The organism is Paraburkholderia pallida (genome assembly GCF_004524855.1).
Lineage (GTDB): Bacteria > Pseudomonadota > Gammaproteobacteria > Burkholderiales > Burkholderiaceae > Paraburkholderia > Paraburkholderia oxyphila.
The window spans coordinates 3,393,617-3,411,584 of sequence record NZ_CP038148.1; the positions used below are offsets into that span (position 1 = coordinate 3,393,617).

The 17,968-nt window shown below is 67.8% G+C and carries 20 protein-coding genes; 12 read left to right on the forward strand and 8 right to left on the reverse strand.

The genetic code is table 11. The annotated features are described in order from the left end of the window. Positions 1–85 precede the first annotated feature (85 nt). Together E1956_RS15320 and E1956_RS15325 are read left to right on the forward strand one after the other, a co-directional pair. Complete coding sequence (locus tag E1956_RS15320) at positions 86–1,192, forward strand: MraY family glycosyltransferase (RefSeq protein WP_134750173.1); 1,107 nt, start codon at positions 86–88, stop codon at positions 1,190–1,192. Positions 1,193–1,371: 179 nt separating this feature from the next. Continuing rightward, positions 1,372–1,506 carry an entericidin A/B family lipoprotein gene (locus E1956_RS15325; RefSeq protein ID WP_134750175.1) on the forward strand — a complete coding sequence of 45 codons (135 nt, stop codon included), beginning with the start codon at positions 1,372–1,374 and terminating at the stop codon, positions 1,504–1,506. Positions 1,507–1,607: 101 nt separating this feature from the next. Here E1956_RS15325 and E1956_RS15330 read toward each other — a convergent pair whose 3' ends face one another. Further along, the gene (locus tag E1956_RS15330; protein WP_134750178.1) at positions 1,608–2,273 is read right to left on the reverse strand and encodes a pyridoxamine 5'-phosphate oxidase family protein; all 666 of its coding nucleotides are present in this window, start codon (positions 2,271–2,273) and stop codon (positions 1,608–1,610) included. A gap of 227 nt (positions 2,274–2,500) precedes the next feature. Between E1956_RS15330 and E1956_RS15335 the strand changes: the two genes are divergently transcribed. After that, on the forward strand, positions 2,501–2,953 hold the full coding sequence (locus E1956_RS15335) for a host attachment protein (protein WP_028220976.1): 453 nt from the start codon (positions 2,501–2,503) through the stop codon (positions 2,951–2,953). 243 nt (positions 2,954–3,196) lie between these two features. Here E1956_RS15335 and E1956_RS15340 read toward each other — a convergent pair whose 3' ends face one another. Further along, positions 3,197–3,373, reverse strand: coding sequence for a DUF1427 family protein (locus E1956_RS15340; RefSeq protein ID WP_133198666.1), 177 nt, complete (start codon positions 3,371–3,373; stop codon positions 3,197–3,199). Between the two features lie 73 nt (positions 3,374–3,446). Further along, positions 3,447–4,415 (reverse strand): quinone oxidoreductase family protein, encoded by a 969-nt coding sequence (locus tag E1956_RS15345; RefSeq protein WP_134750181.1) that lies wholly within the window; start codon positions 4,413–4,415, stop codon positions 3,447–3,449. Between the two features lie 401 nt (positions 4,416–4,816). On the opposite strand from E1956_RS15345, the gene E1956_RS15350 reads away from it, so the two are divergent. Then, complete coding sequence (locus tag E1956_RS15350; protein WP_134750183.1) at positions 4,817–5,962, forward strand: acyltransferase family protein; 1,146 nt, start codon at positions 4,817–4,819, stop codon at positions 5,960–5,962. Between the two features lie 76 nt (positions 5,963–6,038). Here the strand turns inward: E1956_RS15350 and E1956_RS15355 are convergent, their stop codons facing one another. Next, the gene (locus E1956_RS15355; RefSeq protein ID WP_134750185.1) at positions 6,039–6,962 is read right to left on the reverse strand and encodes an MBL fold metallo-hydrolase; all 924 of its coding nucleotides are present in this window, start codon (positions 6,960–6,962) and stop codon (positions 6,039–6,041) included. A 214-nt stretch (positions 6,963–7,176) separates the two neighbouring features. Here E1956_RS15355 and E1956_RS15360 point away from each other — a divergent pair, with 214 nt between their 5' ends. The 5 genes from E1956_RS15360 (at position 7,177) to E1956_RS15380 (ending at position 11,140) form a co-directional block, all read left to right on the forward strand. Then, positions 7,177–7,527, forward strand: a complete 351-nt coding sequence (locus E1956_RS15360) for an ArsR/SmtB family transcription factor (protein WP_134750187.1) — start codon at positions 7,177–7,179, stop codon at positions 7,525–7,527. Beyond that, positions 7,524–8,012: a YeeE/YedE family protein gene (locus E1956_RS15365; RefSeq protein WP_134750189.1), complete on the forward strand. Its 489-nt coding sequence runs from the start codon at positions 7,524–7,526 to the stop codon at positions 8,010–8,012. Before E1956_RS15360 ends, E1956_RS15365 begins: the two co-directional genes overlap by 4 nt. Before the next feature lies 1 nt (position 8,013). Further along, positions 8,014–8,496: a DUF6691 family protein gene (locus E1956_RS15370; protein ID WP_232071189.1), complete on the forward strand. Its 483-nt coding sequence runs from the start codon at positions 8,014–8,016 to the stop codon at positions 8,494–8,496. Between the two features lie 18 nt (positions 8,497–8,514). Then, entirely contained in the window at positions 8,515–10,206 is a 1,692-nt protein-coding gene (locus E1956_RS15375) for a bifunctional protein tyrosine phosphatase family protein/NAD(P)/FAD-dependent oxidoreductase (protein ID WP_134750191.1), read from the forward strand. An 88-nt stretch (positions 10,207–10,294) separates the two neighbouring features. After that, a complete protein-coding gene (locus E1956_RS15380) occupies positions 10,295–11,140 on the forward strand; it encodes a sulfite exporter TauE/SafE family protein (RefSeq protein ID WP_134750193.1) in 846 nt (281 codons plus the stop codon). A gap of 63 nt (positions 11,141–11,203) precedes the next feature. On the opposite strand, the gene E1956_RS15385 is transcribed toward E1956_RS15380, so the two are convergent. Beyond that, positions 11,204–11,584 (reverse strand): DUF5594 family protein, encoded by a 381-nt coding sequence (locus E1956_RS15385; protein ID WP_134750195.1) that lies wholly within the window; start codon positions 11,582–11,584, stop codon positions 11,204–11,206. Between the two features lie 210 nt (positions 11,585–11,794). Beyond that, positions 11,795–12,688 (reverse strand): EamA family transporter RarD, encoded by an 894-nt coding sequence (gene rarD, locus E1956_RS15390; RefSeq protein WP_134750197.1) that lies wholly within the window; start codon positions 12,686–12,688, stop codon positions 11,795–11,797. Between the two features lie 291 nt (positions 12,689–12,979). On the opposite strand from rarD, the gene E1956_RS15395 reads away from it, so the two are divergent. Continuing rightward, a complete protein-coding gene (locus E1956_RS15395) occupies positions 12,980–13,768 on the forward strand; it encodes a sulfite exporter TauE/SafE family protein (RefSeq protein ID WP_134750199.1) in 789 nt (262 codons plus the stop codon). Between the two features lie 134 nt (positions 13,769–13,902). On the opposite strand, the gene E1956_RS15400 is transcribed toward E1956_RS15395, so the two are convergent. After that, the gene (locus E1956_RS15400; protein ID WP_134750201.1) at positions 13,903–14,163 is read right to left on the reverse strand and encodes a hypothetical protein; all 261 of its coding nucleotides are present in this window, start codon (positions 14,161–14,163) and stop codon (positions 13,903–13,905) included. 230 nt (positions 14,164–14,393) lie between these two features. After that, entirely contained in the window at positions 14,394–14,747 is a 354-nt protein-coding gene (locus tag E1956_RS15405) for a BON domain-containing protein (protein ID WP_028220961.1), read from the reverse strand. A 689-nt stretch (positions 14,748–15,436) separates the two neighbouring features. Here E1956_RS15405 and E1956_RS15410 point away from each other — a divergent pair. Both E1956_RS15410 and E1956_RS15415 read left to right on the forward strand, forming a co-directional pair. Further along, on the forward strand, positions 15,437–16,981 hold the full coding sequence (locus E1956_RS15410; RefSeq protein ID WP_134750203.1) for a TAXI family TRAP transporter solute-binding subunit: 1,545 nt from the start codon (positions 15,437–15,439) through the stop codon (positions 16,979–16,981). A 130-nt stretch (positions 16,982–17,111) separates the two neighbouring features. Next, on the forward strand, positions 17,112–17,765 hold the full coding sequence (locus E1956_RS15415) for a 2-hydroxychromene-2-carboxylate isomerase (protein WP_134750205.1): 654 nt from the start codon (positions 17,112–17,114) through the stop codon (positions 17,763–17,765). Positions 17,766–17,968: the final 203 nt, after the last annotated feature.

The window sequence follows — 17,968 nt, forward strand, 5'->3', positions numbered from 1 at the left end:
CCTGCGGCACTGGCCGTGCGCCGAAAGCGCCACGCCGCCTTTGTATAATCCCGGATTCCGTCTTCTCGCCCTGCGTTCACCTTTCATGCTTAGCTTCGCACTCGGCTTTCTTGTCTCGCTGCTGGTCACGCTGCTGATCGTGCGTTATGCCCATCTGCACGAAAGGTTCTCCGTCGACTCCGACCTCGCGGGCGTGCAGAAATTCCATGTGCGCCCCGTGCCGCGCATCGGCGGCACCGGCATCCTCATCGGGCTCGTGGTCGCGGCGGCGCAACTGCACTTCGCCTATCCGGCCGTGTCGGGCGGCATCCTCGGCATCGTCGCGTGCGGCCTGCCCGCGTTCGCCTCGGGGCTCGTCGAGGACCTGACCAAGAAAGTCTCGCCGCTTGCGCGTCTCGTCTGCACCATGGCCGCCGCCGCGCTCGCGTATTTCGCGCTCGGCATCGCGGTCACGCGCATCAGCGTGCCGCCGCTCGACTTCCTGCTCTCGTACGCGGCCATCTCGTGCGTGATCACCGTGCTGGCCGTGGCGGCGCTCGCCAACGCGATCAACATCATCGACGGCTTCAACGGCCTCGCCTCGATGGTCGCGTTCATGATGTTCGCCTCGCTCGCCTACGTGGCGTTCCAGGTGCACGACGCGGTCGTGCTCTCGGCCTCGTTCATCATGATGGGCGCGGTGCTGGGCTTCTTCATCTGGAACTTCCCGGCGGGCCTGATCTTTCTCGGCGACGGCGGCGCCTACTTCATCGGCTTCATGCTGGGGGAGCTCGCGATCCTGCTCGTGATGCGCAACCGCGACGTCTCGGCCTGGTTTCCCGTGCTGCTCTTCATGTACCCGATCTTCGAGACCTGCTTCTCGATCTACCGGAAGAAGTTCGTGCGCGGCATGTCGCCGGGCATTCCCGACGGCGTGCACCTGCACATGCTCGTCTACAAGCGCCTCATGCGCTGGGCCGTCGGCGCGCGCACCGCGCGCGAGCTCACACGCCGCAACTCGCTCACCTCGCCCTACCTGTGGCTGCTGTGCCTCGTCGCTGTAATCCCTGCCACGCTGTTCTGGCGCCACACGCTGCACCTGTTCTGCTTTGTGGTGGTGTTCGCGCTCACCTATGTCTGGCTCTACGTGAGCATCGTGCGGTTCCGCTCGCCCAAATGGCTCGTGGTGCGCAAGCACCATCGCCGCACCTGAGTAAACGGACATCTGGCGGGAAAGTGCGCGCAACGGCTCGCTAAAAGTGGCGTGGCGCAGCGCGGGCCGGCGCATGTGTCCCCGGTTCGCGCGTACAATTCCTGCAAGTGGCGCGAGTGTTTCGGCCGAGCCGATCCAGCGCGTGCCCGATACCCATTAAAAACACAAGGAGAGCCGCCATGAGCCGTTATCTTGCGATTGCCCTTGCCCTCTTCGCCGTCACGCTTGCTGCGTGCAATACCATCGCCGGCGCCGGCGAAGACATCTCGAAGGGTGGCAACGCCATCACGAACGAAGCCGAGAAGGTCAAGTAAGGTCGCCGGGATCGCTGGGGCCGGCCACGCTTCGCCTGAGTGCTGCGTCACCGGCCCTGTTCATTTGGCTCGCTAGTTTCGTTTGGCTCGTTCTGGCCTGTCTAATCCCGCGCGAGCGCCCGCAGGCGCGCCACCTCCGCCTCCAGCTCCCGCACACGCGCCTCCTGCCGCACCGCCGCTTCCTCCATTTCACGGATCTGCTCATCGCGCGCCTCGAGCGCTGCCTTCACGTCATCGGCCTCGAAGCGTTGCGGAATATGCTGCGGGCAGTTGCTGTCCCACGCCGTCACCGTGAATTCGATCGCGCGCCCGGCGCGCGCCTTGTAGCCCGCCGGCAGCAGCCGCTCGACCCACGCCGCGTCCTCCACGACGCGCGCCTCGCCCCAAAGCTTGATGCGCCTGCGCCGCGCATAATCGATCAGGAACAGATACGCCTTCGGGTTGTCTGTCAGGTTGCCGAGCGTGATGTATTGCTGATTGCCGATGAAGTCCGCAAACGCGATGATGCGCGCGTCCAGCACGTGCAAAAAGCCCGCTGGGCCGCCACGATGCTGGATGTACGGCTGGCCGTCCACGTTCGCGGTGGCGAGAAACACGCTGCGCTGCGCCTCGATGAACGCGCTCACGTCCGGCGTGAGGTCGGTGCCAAAGCCGCGCTGCGCTTCCATGCGCGCATAGATTTCGCGCGAGCCAAGCCGTGTCTGCATGGCCTTTACAGTTGGCGTGAACGCGACGTCGCTCGTATAACGGATAGCAGATGGTTCCATTTGCGACTCCCTCACTGCGTGCCCTGGAGTCTGCAAGATAGATCCTTGCATCAGGAAAGAGAATCCTGCACGTACGGGAATCATCCTCCCGAAATCCGGAAGGACACCGCGCATGCCGCGCCGCCGCAAATCGCGAACGCGCTACCCTTGATGTTCGCGCCGCGCCGCGCGAGTCCACTCACCGCTTCGGCCCGGCGTTGCGCCGAAGCACTGGCAGGGAGGCAAGCATGTCGAACATGATCTGGGTCGTCGTCGCCAACCGTGTGACCGCACGCATCTTCGCGACGGAAAGTCCGCTAGGCGCCATCGAGGAAATCGAGACGCTGCTGCACCCGGAAAGCCGCGTGCCCGAACAGAGCCTCGTGAGCGACCGCTCGGGGCGCACCGAGCGCTCCGCCGCTGGCCGCCAGCAGAGCGATCCCGACACCCAGCACCACGAACGCGAGACCAGCCTGTTCGCGTCGCAGGTTGCGACAACGCTCGCCAAGGCCCGCAACGACGGTCGCTACGGCACGCTCGTGCTGGCCGCGCCGCCCGCGTTCCTCGGCGCGCTGCGCAAGGCGCTCGACGCGCAGACGCGCAGCCTCGTCACGCTCGAGCTCGACAAGGACCTCGCGCTGCTCGACCCGCGCACGCTGCGCACGCATTTTCCCGAGCGGCTGGTGCGGGCCCAGGCCTGAGACGCCTTTACGGGCTGCACATGTGTGGCGCACGTTGACTTAGTGGGCTGCGCGCTGGATACGCGTTGACTTGGCGGGGTGCGCGCGCGTGGTACGCGTCGACTTGGCGGGCTGCGCGCACGTGGTACGCGTCGACTTGGCGGGGTGCGCGCGCGGCGCGCATTGAGTTCGGCGGCGCGCCGGCGGCATCGGCCCTTGGCCCAGGGTCCAGGCTCCACCGCCGCCGGCATGCCTGGCCCGCGATCAGCCCGCGAGATGGGCGATGCAGGTGCGCGCGAAGCCAAGCACGTGCTCGCCCGCCAGCATGCCGAGCAAACCGATGAGCGCGATCGTGGGCGGCGCGGGCGACTTCACGTCGAGCAGGCTGTAGATGAGGCCTACGAGCGCGCCCACGGCGAACGAAACCAGATAAGCCTTCATCGTCGGGCTCCCGTGTTGGGCTGTTTTACCGTCATGGGTCGTCGCTGGGCCTGGCCATCGCTGGCGAGGCGCGTCAGGCGATTTCAATCACGACGCGCCCCGGCGTGCCCGCGGCGACGGCCGCATAGGCATCGCGCGCGCGCTCGAGCGGATAGCGTTCGGCCACCACCGGCGCCGTGAAGCGCCCGGCGTCGAAGGCCTCGACGAGCGCGCGCATGATCGGCGCGGCCTCGACGACGCCCAGCTTGGCGCTATCGGCGCCGAAAAGCTGCGTCTCGTTGTGATAGAAGTCGATCAGATCGAACTCCACACGGCGCTTGCCTGTAGCGCTGATCTCGACCACCCGGCCACGCCGTTTTGCGAGCGCGAGCGCCAGCTCGAACGCTACGCCGCCTACGGCGTCGTAGACCACGTCCGCGCCCGCGCCGCCGGTCAGCTCGCGCACGCGCCGGGCCGTGTCGCCGTCCATCGGCACGAAGGCGTCGATCAGACGCGCTGCCGGCGAGTCGGCATGCGGCGCCTCGCGCCCGACGCCGATCACGCGCGCACCGCGCGCCTTCGCGATCTGCGTGACCGCGCCGCCCACGCCGCCCGACACGCCAATCACGGCGATCGTCTCGCCCGCGACGAGCTGCGCGTAGTCGACGGTGCCCAGCCAGCCCACCACGAAATTCACGCCGATCGAAGCGGCCTGCTCATGGGTGAGCGACGCGGGCTTGCGCACGAGCGCGGCCGCCGGAATCTCGATGAACTCGGCGTGCGTGCCGTCGCGCGTGAAGCCGATATCGCCGCCCGTGCCCCAGACTTCGGCGCCAATCCACTCGCTCGGGCCGGCCGTCACCACGCCGCTGAAATCGCGCCCCGGCACGCGCGGCGGCACGGTGTGATCGAAGTGGCCGGAGACGTTCTTCACGTCGCTCGGGTTGACCGAGGCGCTTTTCACCTGCACGAGCGCGCTGCCGGCTGCGGGCGCGGGCGTGGGCAGATCGATGAGCTCGAGCACCTCGGGCGTGCCGAAGGACTTGAACTGGATGGCTTTCATGGCGTGACTCCGCTTGGATCATGGTGGCCGGCTTCGCCCAGGGAGGGCGAAGCCGCGAGAATATGAAGCGAAGTCTAAATTGCCGGCATGCAGTCGAGTGGACAGATGCTTTCGAATTTCGGACAAAGCGCGATGGACCGGCAGCGCGCATGTGTCGCCTGAAAAGGCGGCGGTGCTCCCTCCTCGCGGCTGGCGATCGTCAGACGTCTGCATCGTTCGTCGAGCAACCTGGCTCAACGGCGATTCGCATGTGGCCTGCACGGTGGGCGCGAAACGCGCGTCAGCGTGGCCGAGAGCACAGTCGGGCGCGAGCGCGGCACGCACAATGTGCCGAGCGCGCCCTTTCGCGTCGCGCCTTACCCATACTCGCCCGCGCGACTGCCCTTTCAGGAGTCACCCCCATGTCCCTGCTGTCGAATGCACTCTCACGCGAGCGCAACAATTTCGACCTGGTCCGCCTGCTCGCCGCCTCCGCGGTGGTCTTTGCGCATTCGTTCGTTCTCCAGCCGTTCGATGGACACAGGGACCCCGCCACGGTGCTGCTCGGCTTCGACTATTCCGGCAGTCTCGGCGTCTTTGCGTTCTTCCTCCTGAGCGGCCTGCTCGTTACCGCGAGCTACGACCGGCAGCGCTCCGCCACGCGCTTTCTCATCTTGCGCGCGGCGCGGATCTGGCCTGCGATCGCCGTGGCGTCGCTGGTCGCAATCTTCATCATCGGGCCGCTCCTCACGACCTGGTCCTTGAAAGACTATTTCGCATCGGGCCTCACATGGGGCAACCTCGACACCTTCTCCGTCATCGTAATCGGCAAGCACATCGTGCTGCCCGGCGTCTTCGAGCACAACCACAGGCCCAACATGATCTATGAGCCGCTCTGGACGCTGCCGATCGAAGTGCGCTACTACGCCGTCGTACTGGGGACCGGTGTGCTGGGCCTGCTGAAGAGCCGGCGCGGCATGCTCGTGGCCGTGTTGCTCGGGACAGCGCCGTTCCTCATCCATCCGTACCTCGAGCCGCATTTCCATCTCACGCTGCGCAATCTCGCCAACAAGCCCGGCGGACCCAACGGGTACGCGTACTTTCCGGAACTGGTCTTCATGACCGGCATGCTGCTCTACGCGTGGCGCGACCGTGTCCATATCAGCGGCTGGGCTGCGGCGGCGCTGATCTTCGGGTATGCAGCCCTGCGCGGCACGCCGCTCGCGCAACCCGTCTTCTATGCGGCATTCGCGTACGGCGTGCTGTGGATTGGAACCACACCACTCCTGCATCGCTTCGCGCCTCGCAACGACTACTCATTCGGAATCTATGTTTACGGATTCGCGATTCAGCAGGTTGTCGCGTACTTCGGCCCGAATCTCGATCACCTGAGCGCGCTGTTCATTGCCGTGCCTGGCATCTTCGCCTGTGCCTACGTGTCGTGGCATTGCGTCGAGCAGCCCGCTCTCGAGTGGACGCGTCGTCGTCTCGCCAAGGCGCGCAAACCCGCACAGGAAACCGACCGCATGACCGAGGCCGCGGCGCGCCAAGCGCCGACGCAAATATGAGGCTCGAGCCGAAAAAGTCGACGCGACGGGCGAGCCGTGGCCAGCCTGGCGTGATCGGCGCGTGATCGGGGCGTGATCAAAGCGCGTTCAGCGGAATCTTGAGATAGCGCACGCCGTTGTCCTCGGGCTCGGGCATGCGCCCTGCGCGAATGTTCACCTGGATCGACGGCAGGATCAGATTGGGCATGGCGAGCGTGCTATCGCGTGTGGTGCGCATCTGCACGAAGGCGTCCTCGGTCACCCCATCGTTCAAGTGGATGTTGCCGCAGCGCTGGGCGTTCACGGTGGTTTCGAAGCTCGGGCCGCGCGACTCGGGCGGATAGTCGTGGCACATGAAGAGGCGCGTCTCTCCAGGCATTTCCAGCAGCTTGCGAACCGAGCGGTAGAGCGTATGCGCATCGCCGCCCGGAAAGTCGCAGCGCGCCGATCCCACGTCGGGCATGAAGAGCGTGTCGCCCACGAACACCGCGTCGCCGATTTGATACGCAAGGTCGGCCGGCGTGTGGCCCGGCACGTGCATCGCGCGCGCCGCGAGCGGGCCGACTTCGAAGCGCTCCTCATCCTTGAAAAGATGGTCGAACTCGCTGCCGTCGGCGGCAAGCGTCGCACCCACGTTGAAGACCGCGCGGAACACGCCTTGCACGTGGCGGATGTGCTCGCCGATCGCAATCTTGCCTCCCAGTTGCTGCTTCAGGTACGGCGCCGCCGAGAGATGGTCGGCGTGCGCATGCGTCTCCAGCAGCCACTGCACCGAGAGCGCGTACTCGCGCACGAACGCGATCACGCGGTCGGCCGATTCCGTGGTTGTGCGCCCCGACTTCGGGTCGTAGTCGAGCACCGGATCGACGATGGCGCACACCGAGCCGCGCCCCGAGTGGACGACGTAAGTGACGGTGGCCGTGACCGGATCGAAAAACGGCTCGACGATGGTGGTGGCGGTGGCGGCGGTGCCTGGCGCAGCGGGCGCAGTGCTCGCGGGAACGGCGACGGACTCGGACATCGGGGACTCCATACGGCCTTGACGTGATCGTTGGCTGCTGAATGCGTGGGAAATACGCGTTGACGCGTTGAATACGAGGCTCGACCGGCCTATGATTTATTGAAACACATATTATGAATCGATATAATGTTTGTCAACCAACTGTCAGGCGACGAACGTCAATGTTTCCGTACCCCGCGTTCATCGCCCCATTCAGCGCTCGGCGCCACGACACATGAATTCACCGCTCACCCCTGAAGCGCGCGAGGCGCTGCGCGAGTCCGCAGAGAAGTGCTGCGCCCTGCTCAAGGCGCTCGCGCACGAAGACCGCCTGCTCCTCTTGTGCCAGCTGACCGAAGGCGAGCGCAACGTGGGCGAGCTCGAAGCGCTCGTCGGCGTGCATCAGCCGAGTCTCTCGCAACATCTCGGCGTGCTGCGCGAAGAAGGCCTCGTCGAGACGCGTCGCGAAGGCAAGTACATCTACTATCGGCTCGCGAGTCACGAGGTCATTCAGGTCATGCAGACGCTATCGAGCCTCTACTGCGGCCGGCTAAAGGTAAAGGCCCGCCCGGCGAGTTCATCGTGAGCCTCGACCTCGCCCACTTCACGCCGCTCGCCTCGTTTGCGGGCGGCCTCATGATCGGCGCCTCCGCTGCGCTCTTCGTGCTCGGCAACGGGCGCGTCGCGGGCATTAGCGGCATCGTCGGCGGCCTGCTGCAGAGCGTGCGCGGGGCGTACGGGGAGCGTGCCTGGCGCCTCGCGTTCGTCGCGGGGCTCGCCGCCGCGCCGTGGCTCTGGCGGCTCGTGGCCGCGGGCGACAATGCAGTGGGCTCCGGGTTTGCCACCCTGGGCGCCGGCGCCCTGTCGCCCACCATCGATGCCTCGCCCGTCACGCTCGTCATCGCCGGACTCCTCGTTGGCGTGGGCACGCGCTACGCGTCGGGCTGCACGAGCGGCCACGGCGTCTGTGGCATCGCGCGCGGCTCGCTGCGCTCGTTCGCCGCCACCGGCCTCTTCATGGCCGCCGGCTTCGTCACCGTGTTCGCGGTGCGCCACCTCGCGGGAGGCTGACATGGGCACGCCCGGCGGCAACGGCTCGCACAACGCCTTGCGCAACGTCAGCGCGTTCGCCTGCGGCCTGCTATTCGGCCTCGGCTTGATCGTCTCGGGTATGGCGAACCCGGCCAAGGTGCTAGCCTTCCTCGATTTGGCCGGACGCTGGGACCCCTCGCTTGCCTTCGTGATGGCGGGCGCCGTCGCCATCGCGGCCATCGGCTTTCGTCGCGCCCGCACGCGCTCTGCAAGCGTGCTCGGCGCACCCATGCAGTTGCCCACGGCACGCCGCGTCGATGCGCGTCTGATCGCGGGCGCCCTCGTCTTCGGCGCGGGCTGGGGCCTCGCGGGCTTCTGCCCCGGTCCCGCGCTCGTCAGCGCCGCGAGCGGCCAGCCGCGTGCCTGGCTCTTCGTGGCCGCCATGCTCGCGGGCATGGCGCTCTTCGCCGTGCTCGAGCGCCTTGCCGCGGTCCACGCGCAGCGCCGCCATTCTTCAAGCTAGTCAGGAGTATTCGAGTCCATGCAAATCGTGCAACACGACGCGCGCTTCGCGAGCGCCGACCAGATCACGCCCGCCGACCTCGCCGAAATTGCCGCGGCCGGCTATCGCTCGGTCATCTGCAACCGGCCCGACGGCGAAGGCGGCCCGTCGCAGCCGGCATCGGCGCAGATCCGCGAAGCCGCGAAGCAGCTCGGCCTGCAATTCGCCTATCTGCCCGTCACGCCGGGCAAGATCGGCCCCGACGAAATCGCGCGCTTCGCGCAGCTGCTCGTCGACCTGCCCGCGCCCGTGCTCGCGTATTGCCGCACCGGCAATCGCGCAACCAACCTGTGGCAGTTTGCGCAGGCGAGCGCGCAAGCGCACCCCGTCGCGGCGCCGGTCGAGACGGGCACCGCAGCGGCAGCGGCGTGCGATTGGGACAACGGCAAGGACAACAGCGGCGCAAACCGTGCGGACAAACAGGCCGCGCCGGGCGGCGCGGGCAAGCGCTGGGACGTGGTCGTGATCGGCGGCGGCCTCGCGGGCATCAGCGTGAGCGCGAGCCTGCTGCGCCGCCAGCCGGGCTTGAGCATCGCGATCATCGAACCGAATGAGCACCATGACTACCAGCCCGCGTGGACGCTCGTGGGCGGCGGCGCCTACGACGTGAAGAAGACACGCCGCCCGATGGCGAGCGTGATCCCGCGCGGCGCGACGTGGATCCGCGCGGCGGCAGAGCGCGTGGAGCCGCACGCGGATCTCGTGCGGCTCACGAACGGCGAAACCGTGGCGTACCGTCAGCTCATCGTGGCGCCCGGGCTGCGGCTCGCATGGGAGCGCATCGAGGGGCTCGAGGCGACGCTCGGCAAAAACGGTGTCACCTCGAACTATCGCTACGATCTCGCGCCCTACACCTGGGCGCTCGTGCAGCAGATGCAGGGCGGCACGGCGCTCTTCACGCAGCCGGCCATGCCGATCAAGTGCGCGGGCGCTCCGCAGAAGGCCATGTATCTCGCCTGCGACCACTGGCTCAACGCGGGCGTGCTCTCCAAAGTGAACGTGGAATTCGATCTCGCCGGCGCGGTGCTGTTCGGCGTGCCGACCTTCGTGCCGCCGCTCATGGAGTACGTGAAGCGCTACGACGCGAAGCTCGCGTTCTCGTCGAATCTCGTCGCCGTCGACGGTCCCGCGCGCCGCGCCACCTTCGAGGCGAAGGACGCCGAGGGTAACGTCACGCGCATCGAAAAGCGCTTCGACATGATCCACGTGGTGCCGCCGCAGGTCCCACCCGATTTCATCCGCGACAGCGAGCTCGCCGATGCGGCCGGCTGGTGCGAAGTCGATCACGCCACGCTCCAGCATCCGCGCTGGCCCAATGTGTTCTCGCTCGGCGACGTGTGCTCGGCGCCCAACGCGAAGACGGGCGCGGCCGCGCGCAAGCAGTCCGTGATCGTCGCGGAGAACCTGCTCGCCGCGCGGGCGGGTGAGGCGCTGCGCTATCGCTACGACGGTTATGGGTCGTGCCCGCTCACGGTCGAAAAAGGCAAGGTCGTGCTGGCCGAGTTCGGCTACGGCGGCAAGCTGCTGCCCACCTTCCCGCTCGATCCCACGCGGCCGCGCCGCCTGATGTGGTTCCTCAAGGCCAGCGTGCTGCCACGCTTTTACTGGAGCGGCATGCTCAAGGGCCGCGAGTGGTTCACGGGGGCGGCGCCCGCCGAAGCGCAGCGCTAAGCGCTGCCTGCAACGCTGGCTGCATTGCCTCGGCCCGGAGCAGGCGCCAATGCGCTAACTCCGGCCGACATACAGGAGATCACGTTTCATGGACGCCGCCACGCTAGTGAGCGCCGCACTCGGCTCGGTCGTCGGGCTCATCCTCGCGCTGACGGGCGCGGGCGGCGCCATCGTCGCCGTGCCGCTGCTCGTGTTCGGCCTCGGCCTGGGCGTCGCGCAGGCCGCGCCCATTGGCCTGTTCGCCGTCGCGCTCGCGGCCGGCATCGGCGCCTTGCTCGCGCTGCGCGAAGGCAAGGTGCGCTACAAGGCCGCCGCGCTGATGGCCGCAACCGGCGCCGTCATCTCGCCCGCCGGGCTCTGGGTTGCGCACCGCGTGCCCGACGCGCCGCTCACGCTGGTGTTCGCGCTCGTGCTGGCACGCGTGGCGTGGCGCATGTTCCAGCAGAAGCGTGGCGCGGAGCACGATCTGCACGGCGGCGCCGAACCCTGCCCCTCCGATCTGCCCTGCCGGCTGAACCTCGAGCGCGGCAAGCTCGACTGGACCGCGCCCTGCGCGCGGGCGCTCGCCCTCTCGGGCGCAGCGGCGGGCTTTCTCTCGGGCCTGCTCGGCGTGGGCGGCGGCTTCGTGATCGTGCCCGCGCTCAAGCGCGCGTCGGACATTCCGATGCAGGGCATCGTGGCCACCTCGCTCGCGGTCATCGCGCTCGTCTCGACGGCGGGCGTGGCCGCGTCGGCGGCCAGCGGCCACATGCTCTGGCTCAATGCGCTGCCGTTCGCGGCGGGCGCGCTCGCCGGCATGCTGGGCGGCCGCGGCGTCTCACGCCATGTGAGCGGCGCGCGGCTGCAACAGTCGTTTGCGGTGTTCGCGGGATGCGTGGCCGCGAGCATGGCTGTGAAGGCCGTTCATGCGATAGCGCTTGCGGGCGGCATCTGACACGCACAGCGCCGGGCCGCGGCGCACCCGGACGGCGCTCACGCAGCTGGCTTGCGGCGCGGCTCAGCCCTCGAAATCGAGCCCGCCTATCAGCACTTCCGGCTCGCCTTGCGTGCGGGTGGTGAAATCCACCGGGCGCGCCGTCTCCCATGAGGCCATCTTGCGCACCAGCGCCTCCAGATAGTGCTCGAAGCGCGCCTCGCCGCCGGGCTCCATGAGGCGCTCGATCTCGTCGACGTCCCAAGTGAGCGACACGTTCAAGGCAAACGCGTAGGGATGGCGCACTTCGCTCGGCACGCCCCACAAACGCACGCGAGTGGGATGCCCGCGTCCCTCGTGGGGCACGACTTCCACGCTGACCTCCGGACCGAACTGGCTCGTGAGCCGCGCGGCGATGCGCGGCGCGAATTCTTCTTCAAAGCGGTAAACGACAGCGCTGCTCATGCGCGGGTGTCTCCTGCTGTTTGTGCCGATCGTTTGTGCCGATCGTCCTGGTCGTGGCGGCTGGCCCGATGGATGACCGCGAAACGCCCGCCATGCGGCAACGCAAGCGGGTCATGTATCGAAACATGCTAGCGCGAGGCAGCCGCGCGAGCCAACCCCTGTCAGATGGTCCCTGCCACGCGTCCCCTTTGTGTTGCGCGCCGCCGGCGCTCAGGCCGCCTCGCGCGCACGCCGCGCCGCGAGCATCGTGGCGCGCAGCCCCTCGAACGAGTAGAGCACGAGTGCGATCCAGATCGCGCCATAGCCGACTGCGCGCACCGAGCCAAAGGGCTCGCCGTAGACAAGCACGCCCGTGAGCAACTGGAGCGTGGGCGTGACGTACTGGATGAGGCCGAGCATCGAAAGCGGGATGCGCCGCGCCGCAGCCGCGAAGAGGAGCAACGGCACGGCCGTGATCGGCCCGGCGGCGGCCAGCAGCAGTTGCAGCCCGAGCGGCGCATGCGCGAAATGGTCCGCGCCGGCCAGGCCGATGATCGTCAGATAGACGATGGCCACAGGAAACAGCAGCACCGTCTCGAGCGCGAGACCTTCCAGCGCGCCCAGCTTTGCGGTCTTGCGCAACAGGCCGTAGCCGCCGAAGGTCAGCGCGAGCGCGAGGCTGATCCATGGCGGTGCGCCGTTCTGCCAGGTGAGCCAGGCCACGCCGAGCGCCGCGACCACCACCGCGCACCATTGCAGCGGGCGCAGCCGCTCGCGCAGGAAGGCATAGCCGAACAGCACGTTGATGAGCGGATTGATGAAATAGCCGAGGCTCGCCTCGACGATATGCCCCGCGTTCACGGCCCAGATGTAGATGCCCCAGTTGGCCGAGAGCAGCACGGCGCTCGCGGCAAAGCGCGCGATGAGGCGCCTGTCGCGCAGCGCGGGGCGCAGCCAGGCCCAGTGGTGCCGCGCGAGCAGTACGGCGAGGATGAACACGAGCGACCACGCCATACGGTGCGCGAGCATCTCGAGGGCGGGGATCTGGTGCAGCGTCTTGAAGTAGACCGGAAAGAGCCCCCAGATCGTGAAGGCGGAAAAGGCGTAGGCGATGCCGGGATTCATGAGTCGTTGTATTGAAGCGGGGTAGGCAACCGTGCGCGGCGCACGTTGTCCCGCGATTTTTGGGGGAGATTTGAACCGACCCTGCGCCGATCCGCCGGTTTTGCGACAATAGCGGATTTTCGCCGCCAGCCTTTGCCGCTGTCCAGCCTGACGCTACGCTTACGATTTTCCGGTGGGCGGCACGGTGATCGCCGAGACCCGATCTGCGCCGCCCAACTTGAGCGGCCCCACCTCGGCGGCCCCCCCTTTCAACAAAAAGCAGCGCAAGAACCCCGATTAGCGACGTCCGCGATGGTCCTACCTCATATCGATCCGCTTTATTCGCTCTCCGGCCTGCTGGTCGGATTCCTGGTCGGCCTGACTGGCGTGGGCGGCGGCTCGCTGATGACACCGATCCTCGTGCTGCTGTTCCACGTGCATCCCGCCACGGCGGTGGGCACCGACCTGCTCTACGCGGCGGCGACCAAGTCGGCGGGCACGCTCGTGCACGGACTCAAGGGCTCGGTGGACTGGCGCGTGACCCTGCGCCTCGCGGCGGGCAGCGTGCCTGCCGCCACGCTCACGCTCATCCTGCTGCACCGCTACGGGATGGACACGCCGCGCGCCGGGCATCTGATCCAGTCGGTGCTGGGGGTGGCGCTGCTCATCACGGCCGTCGCGCTGATCTTCCGGCCGCAGCTCGCCGCGTTCGCGGCGCGCCATCGCCACGGGCCCAGCGAGGCGCGCACGCTGTTCTTCACGATCTTCACGGGCGCCGTGCTCGGCGTATTGGTCTCGCTCACCTCGGTGGGCGCGGGCGCCATCGGCGTGACCGTGCTGCTGCTGCTCTATCCGGCGTTGCCGACGGTGCGCATCGTCGGCTCCGACGTGGCGCACGCCGTGCCGCTCACGCTCCTCGCGGGCGCGGGGCATTGGCTGCTCGGCTCGATCGACTGGTCGATGCTGCTCTCGCTGCTCTGCGGTTCGCTGCCCGGCATCGCGATCGGCAGCATGCTCTCCTCGCGCGCGCCCGAGAAGCTGCTGCGCGGCCTGCTCGCGGCAACGCTCACGCTCGTGGGCGTGCGCCTCGTGCTCGCCTGAGGGTCCACGCAAGGCCACGCGGCGCGTGCGAACGCGCCTCTCCCCGCCCTGCGTGACGCCGTTCCGCGCGCGCACAAGGTCGCCCGCCCGACGCGCATGCCGCGCGGCGAGTCTTTCAGCAGGAGCGCCGCCGTTCAGGCGTGCGGCGCGCTGCTGAAGAAGCGGCCATTCAGATCGGTCTCGAACTGGCGCAGCCACTGCCCGCGCGCGTCGATGCGGTACGCCTGGGCCCAGGCGCCGCGCCGCACGATCACGAATTCGCCATGCTCTGGGTCATCGGGATCGCTTTCTCCATGCACGTCGAAGTGAATCGGAGCGAAGCCGTGCCGCGCGCACGCCAGCTCAAACGCCGCCCGGTCGACGAGCGGCAAGTCAGTGTAGGTATGGATAGTCATGGCGTTTCCCCGCAGTGAAGCCATGCGTGAACTCGCAGAGCCCGCGCAATTAGAAGGTATACCTCCAATCGCAGGAATGCTGTGTGTCAGTCCGCACATGCGCCGCCCGCCAGCCATCCGCGCCGCCCTCGCGCCGAAAAAAAACCCCGGCAACGTGCCGGGGCCTGTTCGCGCGGTGGGTGCCCGCGGCTCGCGCCCGTCTGGCGCCGAACCGCGGGCAATACGACGTTTTACTGCTGCTTGACCGTCAGCTTGTTCGTCACCGACTTCACGCCAGCCACGCCCTGTGCGACCTGGCCGGCCTGGTCGATCTGGCCCTGATCGGGCACAGTGCCGGTCAACGTGACTGCGCCGCTGCGCGAGCGCACCGTGATGTCCTTGACGTCGAGGCCCTGCGCCTTCGAGAGCGCCTTGCGCACCGTATAGCCGAGCTTGCGGTCGACCTTCTTGGCCGAGGCCGGGGGCGCTGCCATCGTCGTGGCGGCCGCGCCGCTGGCCGCCGAGTTGTCCTGGGCATACACGCTGCAGGCGACCGTCACGCAGGCCACGGCAGTCAGCGTCTTCAGAAAAGCGACCGATTTCATGTTTTCTCCTTGTTGCTTTCGCGTTGTTGCTTCACTCGTTGCGAGGATGGACCGCCACCCGGCTGCCGGACGGACGGGCTCGCCGTCCGCCAGACCCGGTCTGACGGCTTCGTTACGACACCCACGGGCAGCGTGCGAGCGCACACCGCGCGCCCACGGACACTGTCATGGCTTGGACACGCTGCGGCGAGAGGCAAGGATTGATTGGGCACGCGAACGCACACAAGCGCGTCGCGACGGCAGGGGCGGCGCACAGCGCCTGCATCGATTGCCGGATTATGCCTGGTAGCTTGTTATCGGCTGGACGGCCTTGCGGCGCGTACCGCATGGCGCAAGCGCCATGGCGATCCACAATTTAGCCTGGGTGCGGCGCGAGTGCAAAGGGTTTAGCGGCGCGCCCTGGGCGGCGCACCCTTGGCGGCACGCCCTGGGCGTAGCACCCTCGGCAGAGCACCCAGGGCAGGGGCGCCCTCGGCGCAGCACCTTCGGAGGAGCGGCATCGGCAGTGCAGGTCGTGCGATGGCAGCGCGCATGCCGTTGCAACGGCCAATCTAATGTAACATCGGCGGGCATATCGGCGTGGGCGCGCCGGCGTGGACCCACCCGCGCCGGCAAGATCCCCGGCGCGAACCTGGACGCACCGCGCCGCGCAACGTTTTCCGCAAACTCCCGAGGCCCGCCATTCCCCAATGAAGTTCCGTACCGGCCGCAAACCTCCTCCCCGTCTCGTCGCGCGCTTCGTGGCGATTTCGTGGCGCGACCTGGCCGTCACGTTCGGCCCCATCCTGCTGATAAGCGCCGGCGCGATCTGGCTGGCCGTGCGCCTGATCCAGCCCGCGCCGCCCAGCACGCTCACGATGAGCGCGGGCCCCAAGGGCAGCACGTTCTGGAATGCCGCGCAGAAGTACAAGACGATCCTGGCGCAAAACAACATCACCGTGAACGTGCTCGAATCGGAAGGGTCGGCGCAGAACCTCCAGCGTCTTTCCGATCCGGCCTCGCATGTGGACGTCGCGTTCGTCCAGGACGGCCTCTCGACCAAGCCGCCCGCGGGCCTCGTCTCGCTCGGCAGCGTCGCGTACGTGCCCCTCGTGGTGTTCTATCACGGGCCGCCTGTGAGGCTGCTCTCGGAGTTCGAGGGCGAGCGCATCGCCATCGGCGCCGAGGGCAGCGGCACGCGCGAGCTCGCGCTGACGCTGCTCAAGGCCAACGGCATCGAGCCGGGCGGCAAGACCAGGCTGCTGCCGCTCTCCGGCGACGACGCCGCACGCGCGCTCGTCGAGGGCAAGATCGACGTCGCCTTCCTCGCGGGCGACTCCGCGCAGCCGCCGGTCATGGGGCGCCTGATGCGCATGCCGGGCGTGCGCTTCTTCGACTTCGCCCAGGCCGACGCCTACGCGCGGCGCTTCCCGTACCTCACGGCGATCACGATCCCGATGGGCGCGTTCGATTTCGGCCGCAACCTGCCCGCGGCGCCACTGCACTTCATCGCGCCCACGGCGGAGCTGGTCGCGCGCGACTCGCTCCATCCGGCGCTCTCCGATCTCCTGATCGACGCGGCGAAGCAGGTGCACGGCCGCTCGACGCTCATGCAGCGCGCGGGCGAATTCCCGGCGCCACGCGCGCAGGACTTCCCGATCAGCGACGACGCCGCCCGTTACTACAAATCGGGCAAGAGCTTCCTGTACCGCGTGCTGCCGTTCTGGCTCGCGAGCCTCGCCGACCGCCTCATCGTCGTGCTCGTGCCGATCATCGTGGTGCTGATTCCGGGCCTGCGGCTCGTACCGAGCCTCTATGCATGGCGGGTAAAATCACGGATCTACCGCTGGTACGGCTCGCTCATCGCGCTCGAGCGCGCCGCGAACGCCGACAATTCGCCCGCCGAGCGGCGCACGCTGACGCGCCAGCTCGACAAGATCGAAGAGTCGGTGAACGGCATGAAGATGCCGCTCGCCTACGCAGGCCAGTTCTACGTGTTGCGCGAGCATATTGGCTTCGTGCGCGAGCGGCTCCTGGCCGTGCGCGAACGGCTTTCGGCCATGAGCGACGATGCCGATAGCGACGCCGATAACAGCGCCGCAGACGACGAAGGCAGCGAGCAGGACGAAAGCGGCGCCGGCGGCAAAGAGCACGCGGACAGCCGCGAAGGCAGCGGCGCGGCCGGCAAGGACAGCGCAAGCGCCGATGCGTCACGCGACACGCCTGCCGGAGACACGCGCACGCAAAGCACGTAAGCGGCGTAATTGACGTCGGGCACGTAAGAAACGTGGCCGAAAAAAAGCAGCACGCAGCAGCGAATACGATCAATACTCAAATAACGGGCCGCCGATGCGGCCCACAAGAAGCCCATCTCGGAGGAACAGCATGATCAGCGGCATCGACGCCAACCGGCCGGCCTGGTTCTACGACTTCGTGTCGCCGTTCTCGTACCTGCTGCTGGAGCAATACGACAAATGGCCGGGCTTCGATTTCGCGCCCACGCCCGTGATGTTGAGCGACCTGTACCGCCACTGGGGCACGCCGTATGGCTCGGCGATCCCGACCAAGCGCATGTTCACGTACCGGCACGCACTCTTTCGCGCCGAGCAGCTCGGCATTCCGTTCAAGATGCCGCCCGCGCATCCGTTCGACTCGGTCAAGCCGATGCTGCTCGCCATCGCGGCCGGCGGCGAGTTTGCCTGCGTGCGCGAGATCTTCCGCTTCATCTGGCGCGAGGGACGCGATCCGTCGAGCGACGAGGGTTTCGAGCAGCTGTGCGAGCGCGTGGGCATCGCGCACGGCGAAGCGATGATCGAGCAAGAGGCGGTGCGCGCGCAACTGCGCCGCAACACCAACGACGCCATCTCGATGGGCGTGTTCGGCGTGCCCACGTTCTGGATGAACAAGCAGCTCTTCTGGGGCGAGGACACGCTGCCCATGGTGCTCTACTGCGCGCGCACGCCGAACTGGCTCGACTCGCGCGAAGTAAAGCGCATCAGCGCGCTGCCTTCGGGGCTCACGAAGCAGGAAACGGCCTAGCAGCGGCATAGAAGCGGCCGGGAAACGCTGCGCGCAGCGGGTCGGGCCGCGCAGGTCCCGCCGCACGGCGCGCGCCGGCCGGCCTTGCTGATGCCGGTCATACCCGGCGCCCTATGGCGGCCGCGCGCGCAGCAGAATAAGGTTACGAATCCCGCCGTGCGCGAGCAACGCGCGGCACCGCTCCCCACGCTTGACGCATTGCC

Excerpts from the sequence above, each read along its gene's own strand:
- E1956_RS15355 (WP_134750185.1), bottom strand. The coding sequence starts at position 6,962 with ATGTCCGAGTCCGTCGCCGTTCCCGCGAGCACTGCGCCCGCTGCGCCA.
- E1956_RS15370 (WP_232071189.1), top strand. The coding sequence starts at position 8,014 with ATGGGCACGCCCGGCGGCAACGGCTCGCACAACGCCTTGCGCAACGTC.
- E1956_RS15400 (WP_134750201.1), bottom strand. The coding sequence starts at position 14,163 with ATGACTATCCATACCTACACTGACTTGCCGCTCGTCGACCGGGCGGCG.
- E1956_RS15320 (WP_134750173.1), top strand. The coding sequence starts at position 86 with ATGCTTAGCTTCGCACTCGGCTTTCTTGTCTCGCTGCTGGTCACGCTG.
- E1956_RS15415 (WP_134750205.1), top strand. The coding sequence starts at position 17,112 with ATGATCAGCGGCATCGACGCCAACCGGCCGGCCTGGTTCTACGACTTC.
- E1956_RS15325 (WP_134750175.1), top strand. The coding sequence starts at position 1,372 with ATGAGCCGTTATCTTGCGATTGCCCTTGCCCTCTTCGCCGTCACGCTT.
- E1956_RS15330 (WP_134750178.1), bottom strand. The coding sequence starts at position 2,273 with ATGGAACCATCTGCTATCCGTTATACGAGCGACGTCGCGTTCACGCCA.
- E1956_RS15395 (WP_134750199.1), top strand. The coding sequence starts at position 12,980 with ATGGTCCTACCTCATATCGATCCGCTTTATTCGCTCTCCGGCCTGCTG.
- E1956_RS15385 (WP_134750195.1), bottom strand. The coding sequence starts at position 11,584 with ATGAGCAGCGCTGTCGTTTACCGCTTTGAAGAAGAATTCGCGCCGCGC.
- E1956_RS15335 (WP_028220976.1), top strand. The coding sequence starts at position 2,501 with ATGTCGAACATGATCTGGGTCGTCGTCGCCAACCGTGTGACCGCACGC.
- E1956_RS15375 (WP_134750191.1), top strand. The coding sequence starts at position 8,515 with ATGCAAATCGTGCAACACGACGCGCGCTTCGCGAGCGCCGACCAGATC.
- E1956_RS15345 (WP_134750181.1), bottom strand. The coding sequence starts at position 4,415 with ATGAAAGCCATCCAGTTCAAGTCCTTCGGCACGCCCGAGGTGCTCGAG.
- E1956_RS15410 (WP_134750203.1), top strand. The coding sequence starts at position 15,437 with ATGAAGTTCCGTACCGGCCGCAAACCTCCTCCCCGTCTCGTCGCGCGC.
- E1956_RS15350 (WP_134750183.1), top strand. The coding sequence starts at position 4,817 with ATGTCCCTGCTGTCGAATGCACTCTCACGCGAGCGCAACAATTTCGAC.
- E1956_RS15360 (WP_134750187.1), top strand. The coding sequence starts at position 7,177 with ATGAATTCACCGCTCACCCCTGAAGCGCGCGAGGCGCTGCGCGAGTCC.
- rarD (WP_134750197.1), bottom strand. The coding sequence starts at position 12,688 with ATGAATCCCGGCATCGCCTACGCCTTTTCCGCCTTCACGATCTGGGGG.
- E1956_RS15340 (WP_133198666.1), bottom strand. The coding sequence starts at position 3,373 with ATGAAGGCTTATCTGGTTTCGTTCGCCGTGGGCGCGCTCGTAGGCCTC.
- E1956_RS15405 (WP_028220961.1), bottom strand. The coding sequence starts at position 14,747 with ATGAAATCGGTCGCTTTTCTGAAGACGCTGACTGCCGTGGCCTGCGTG.
- E1956_RS15380 (WP_134750193.1), top strand. The coding sequence starts at position 10,295 with ATGGACGCCGCCACGCTAGTGAGCGCCGCACTCGGCTCGGTCGTCGGG.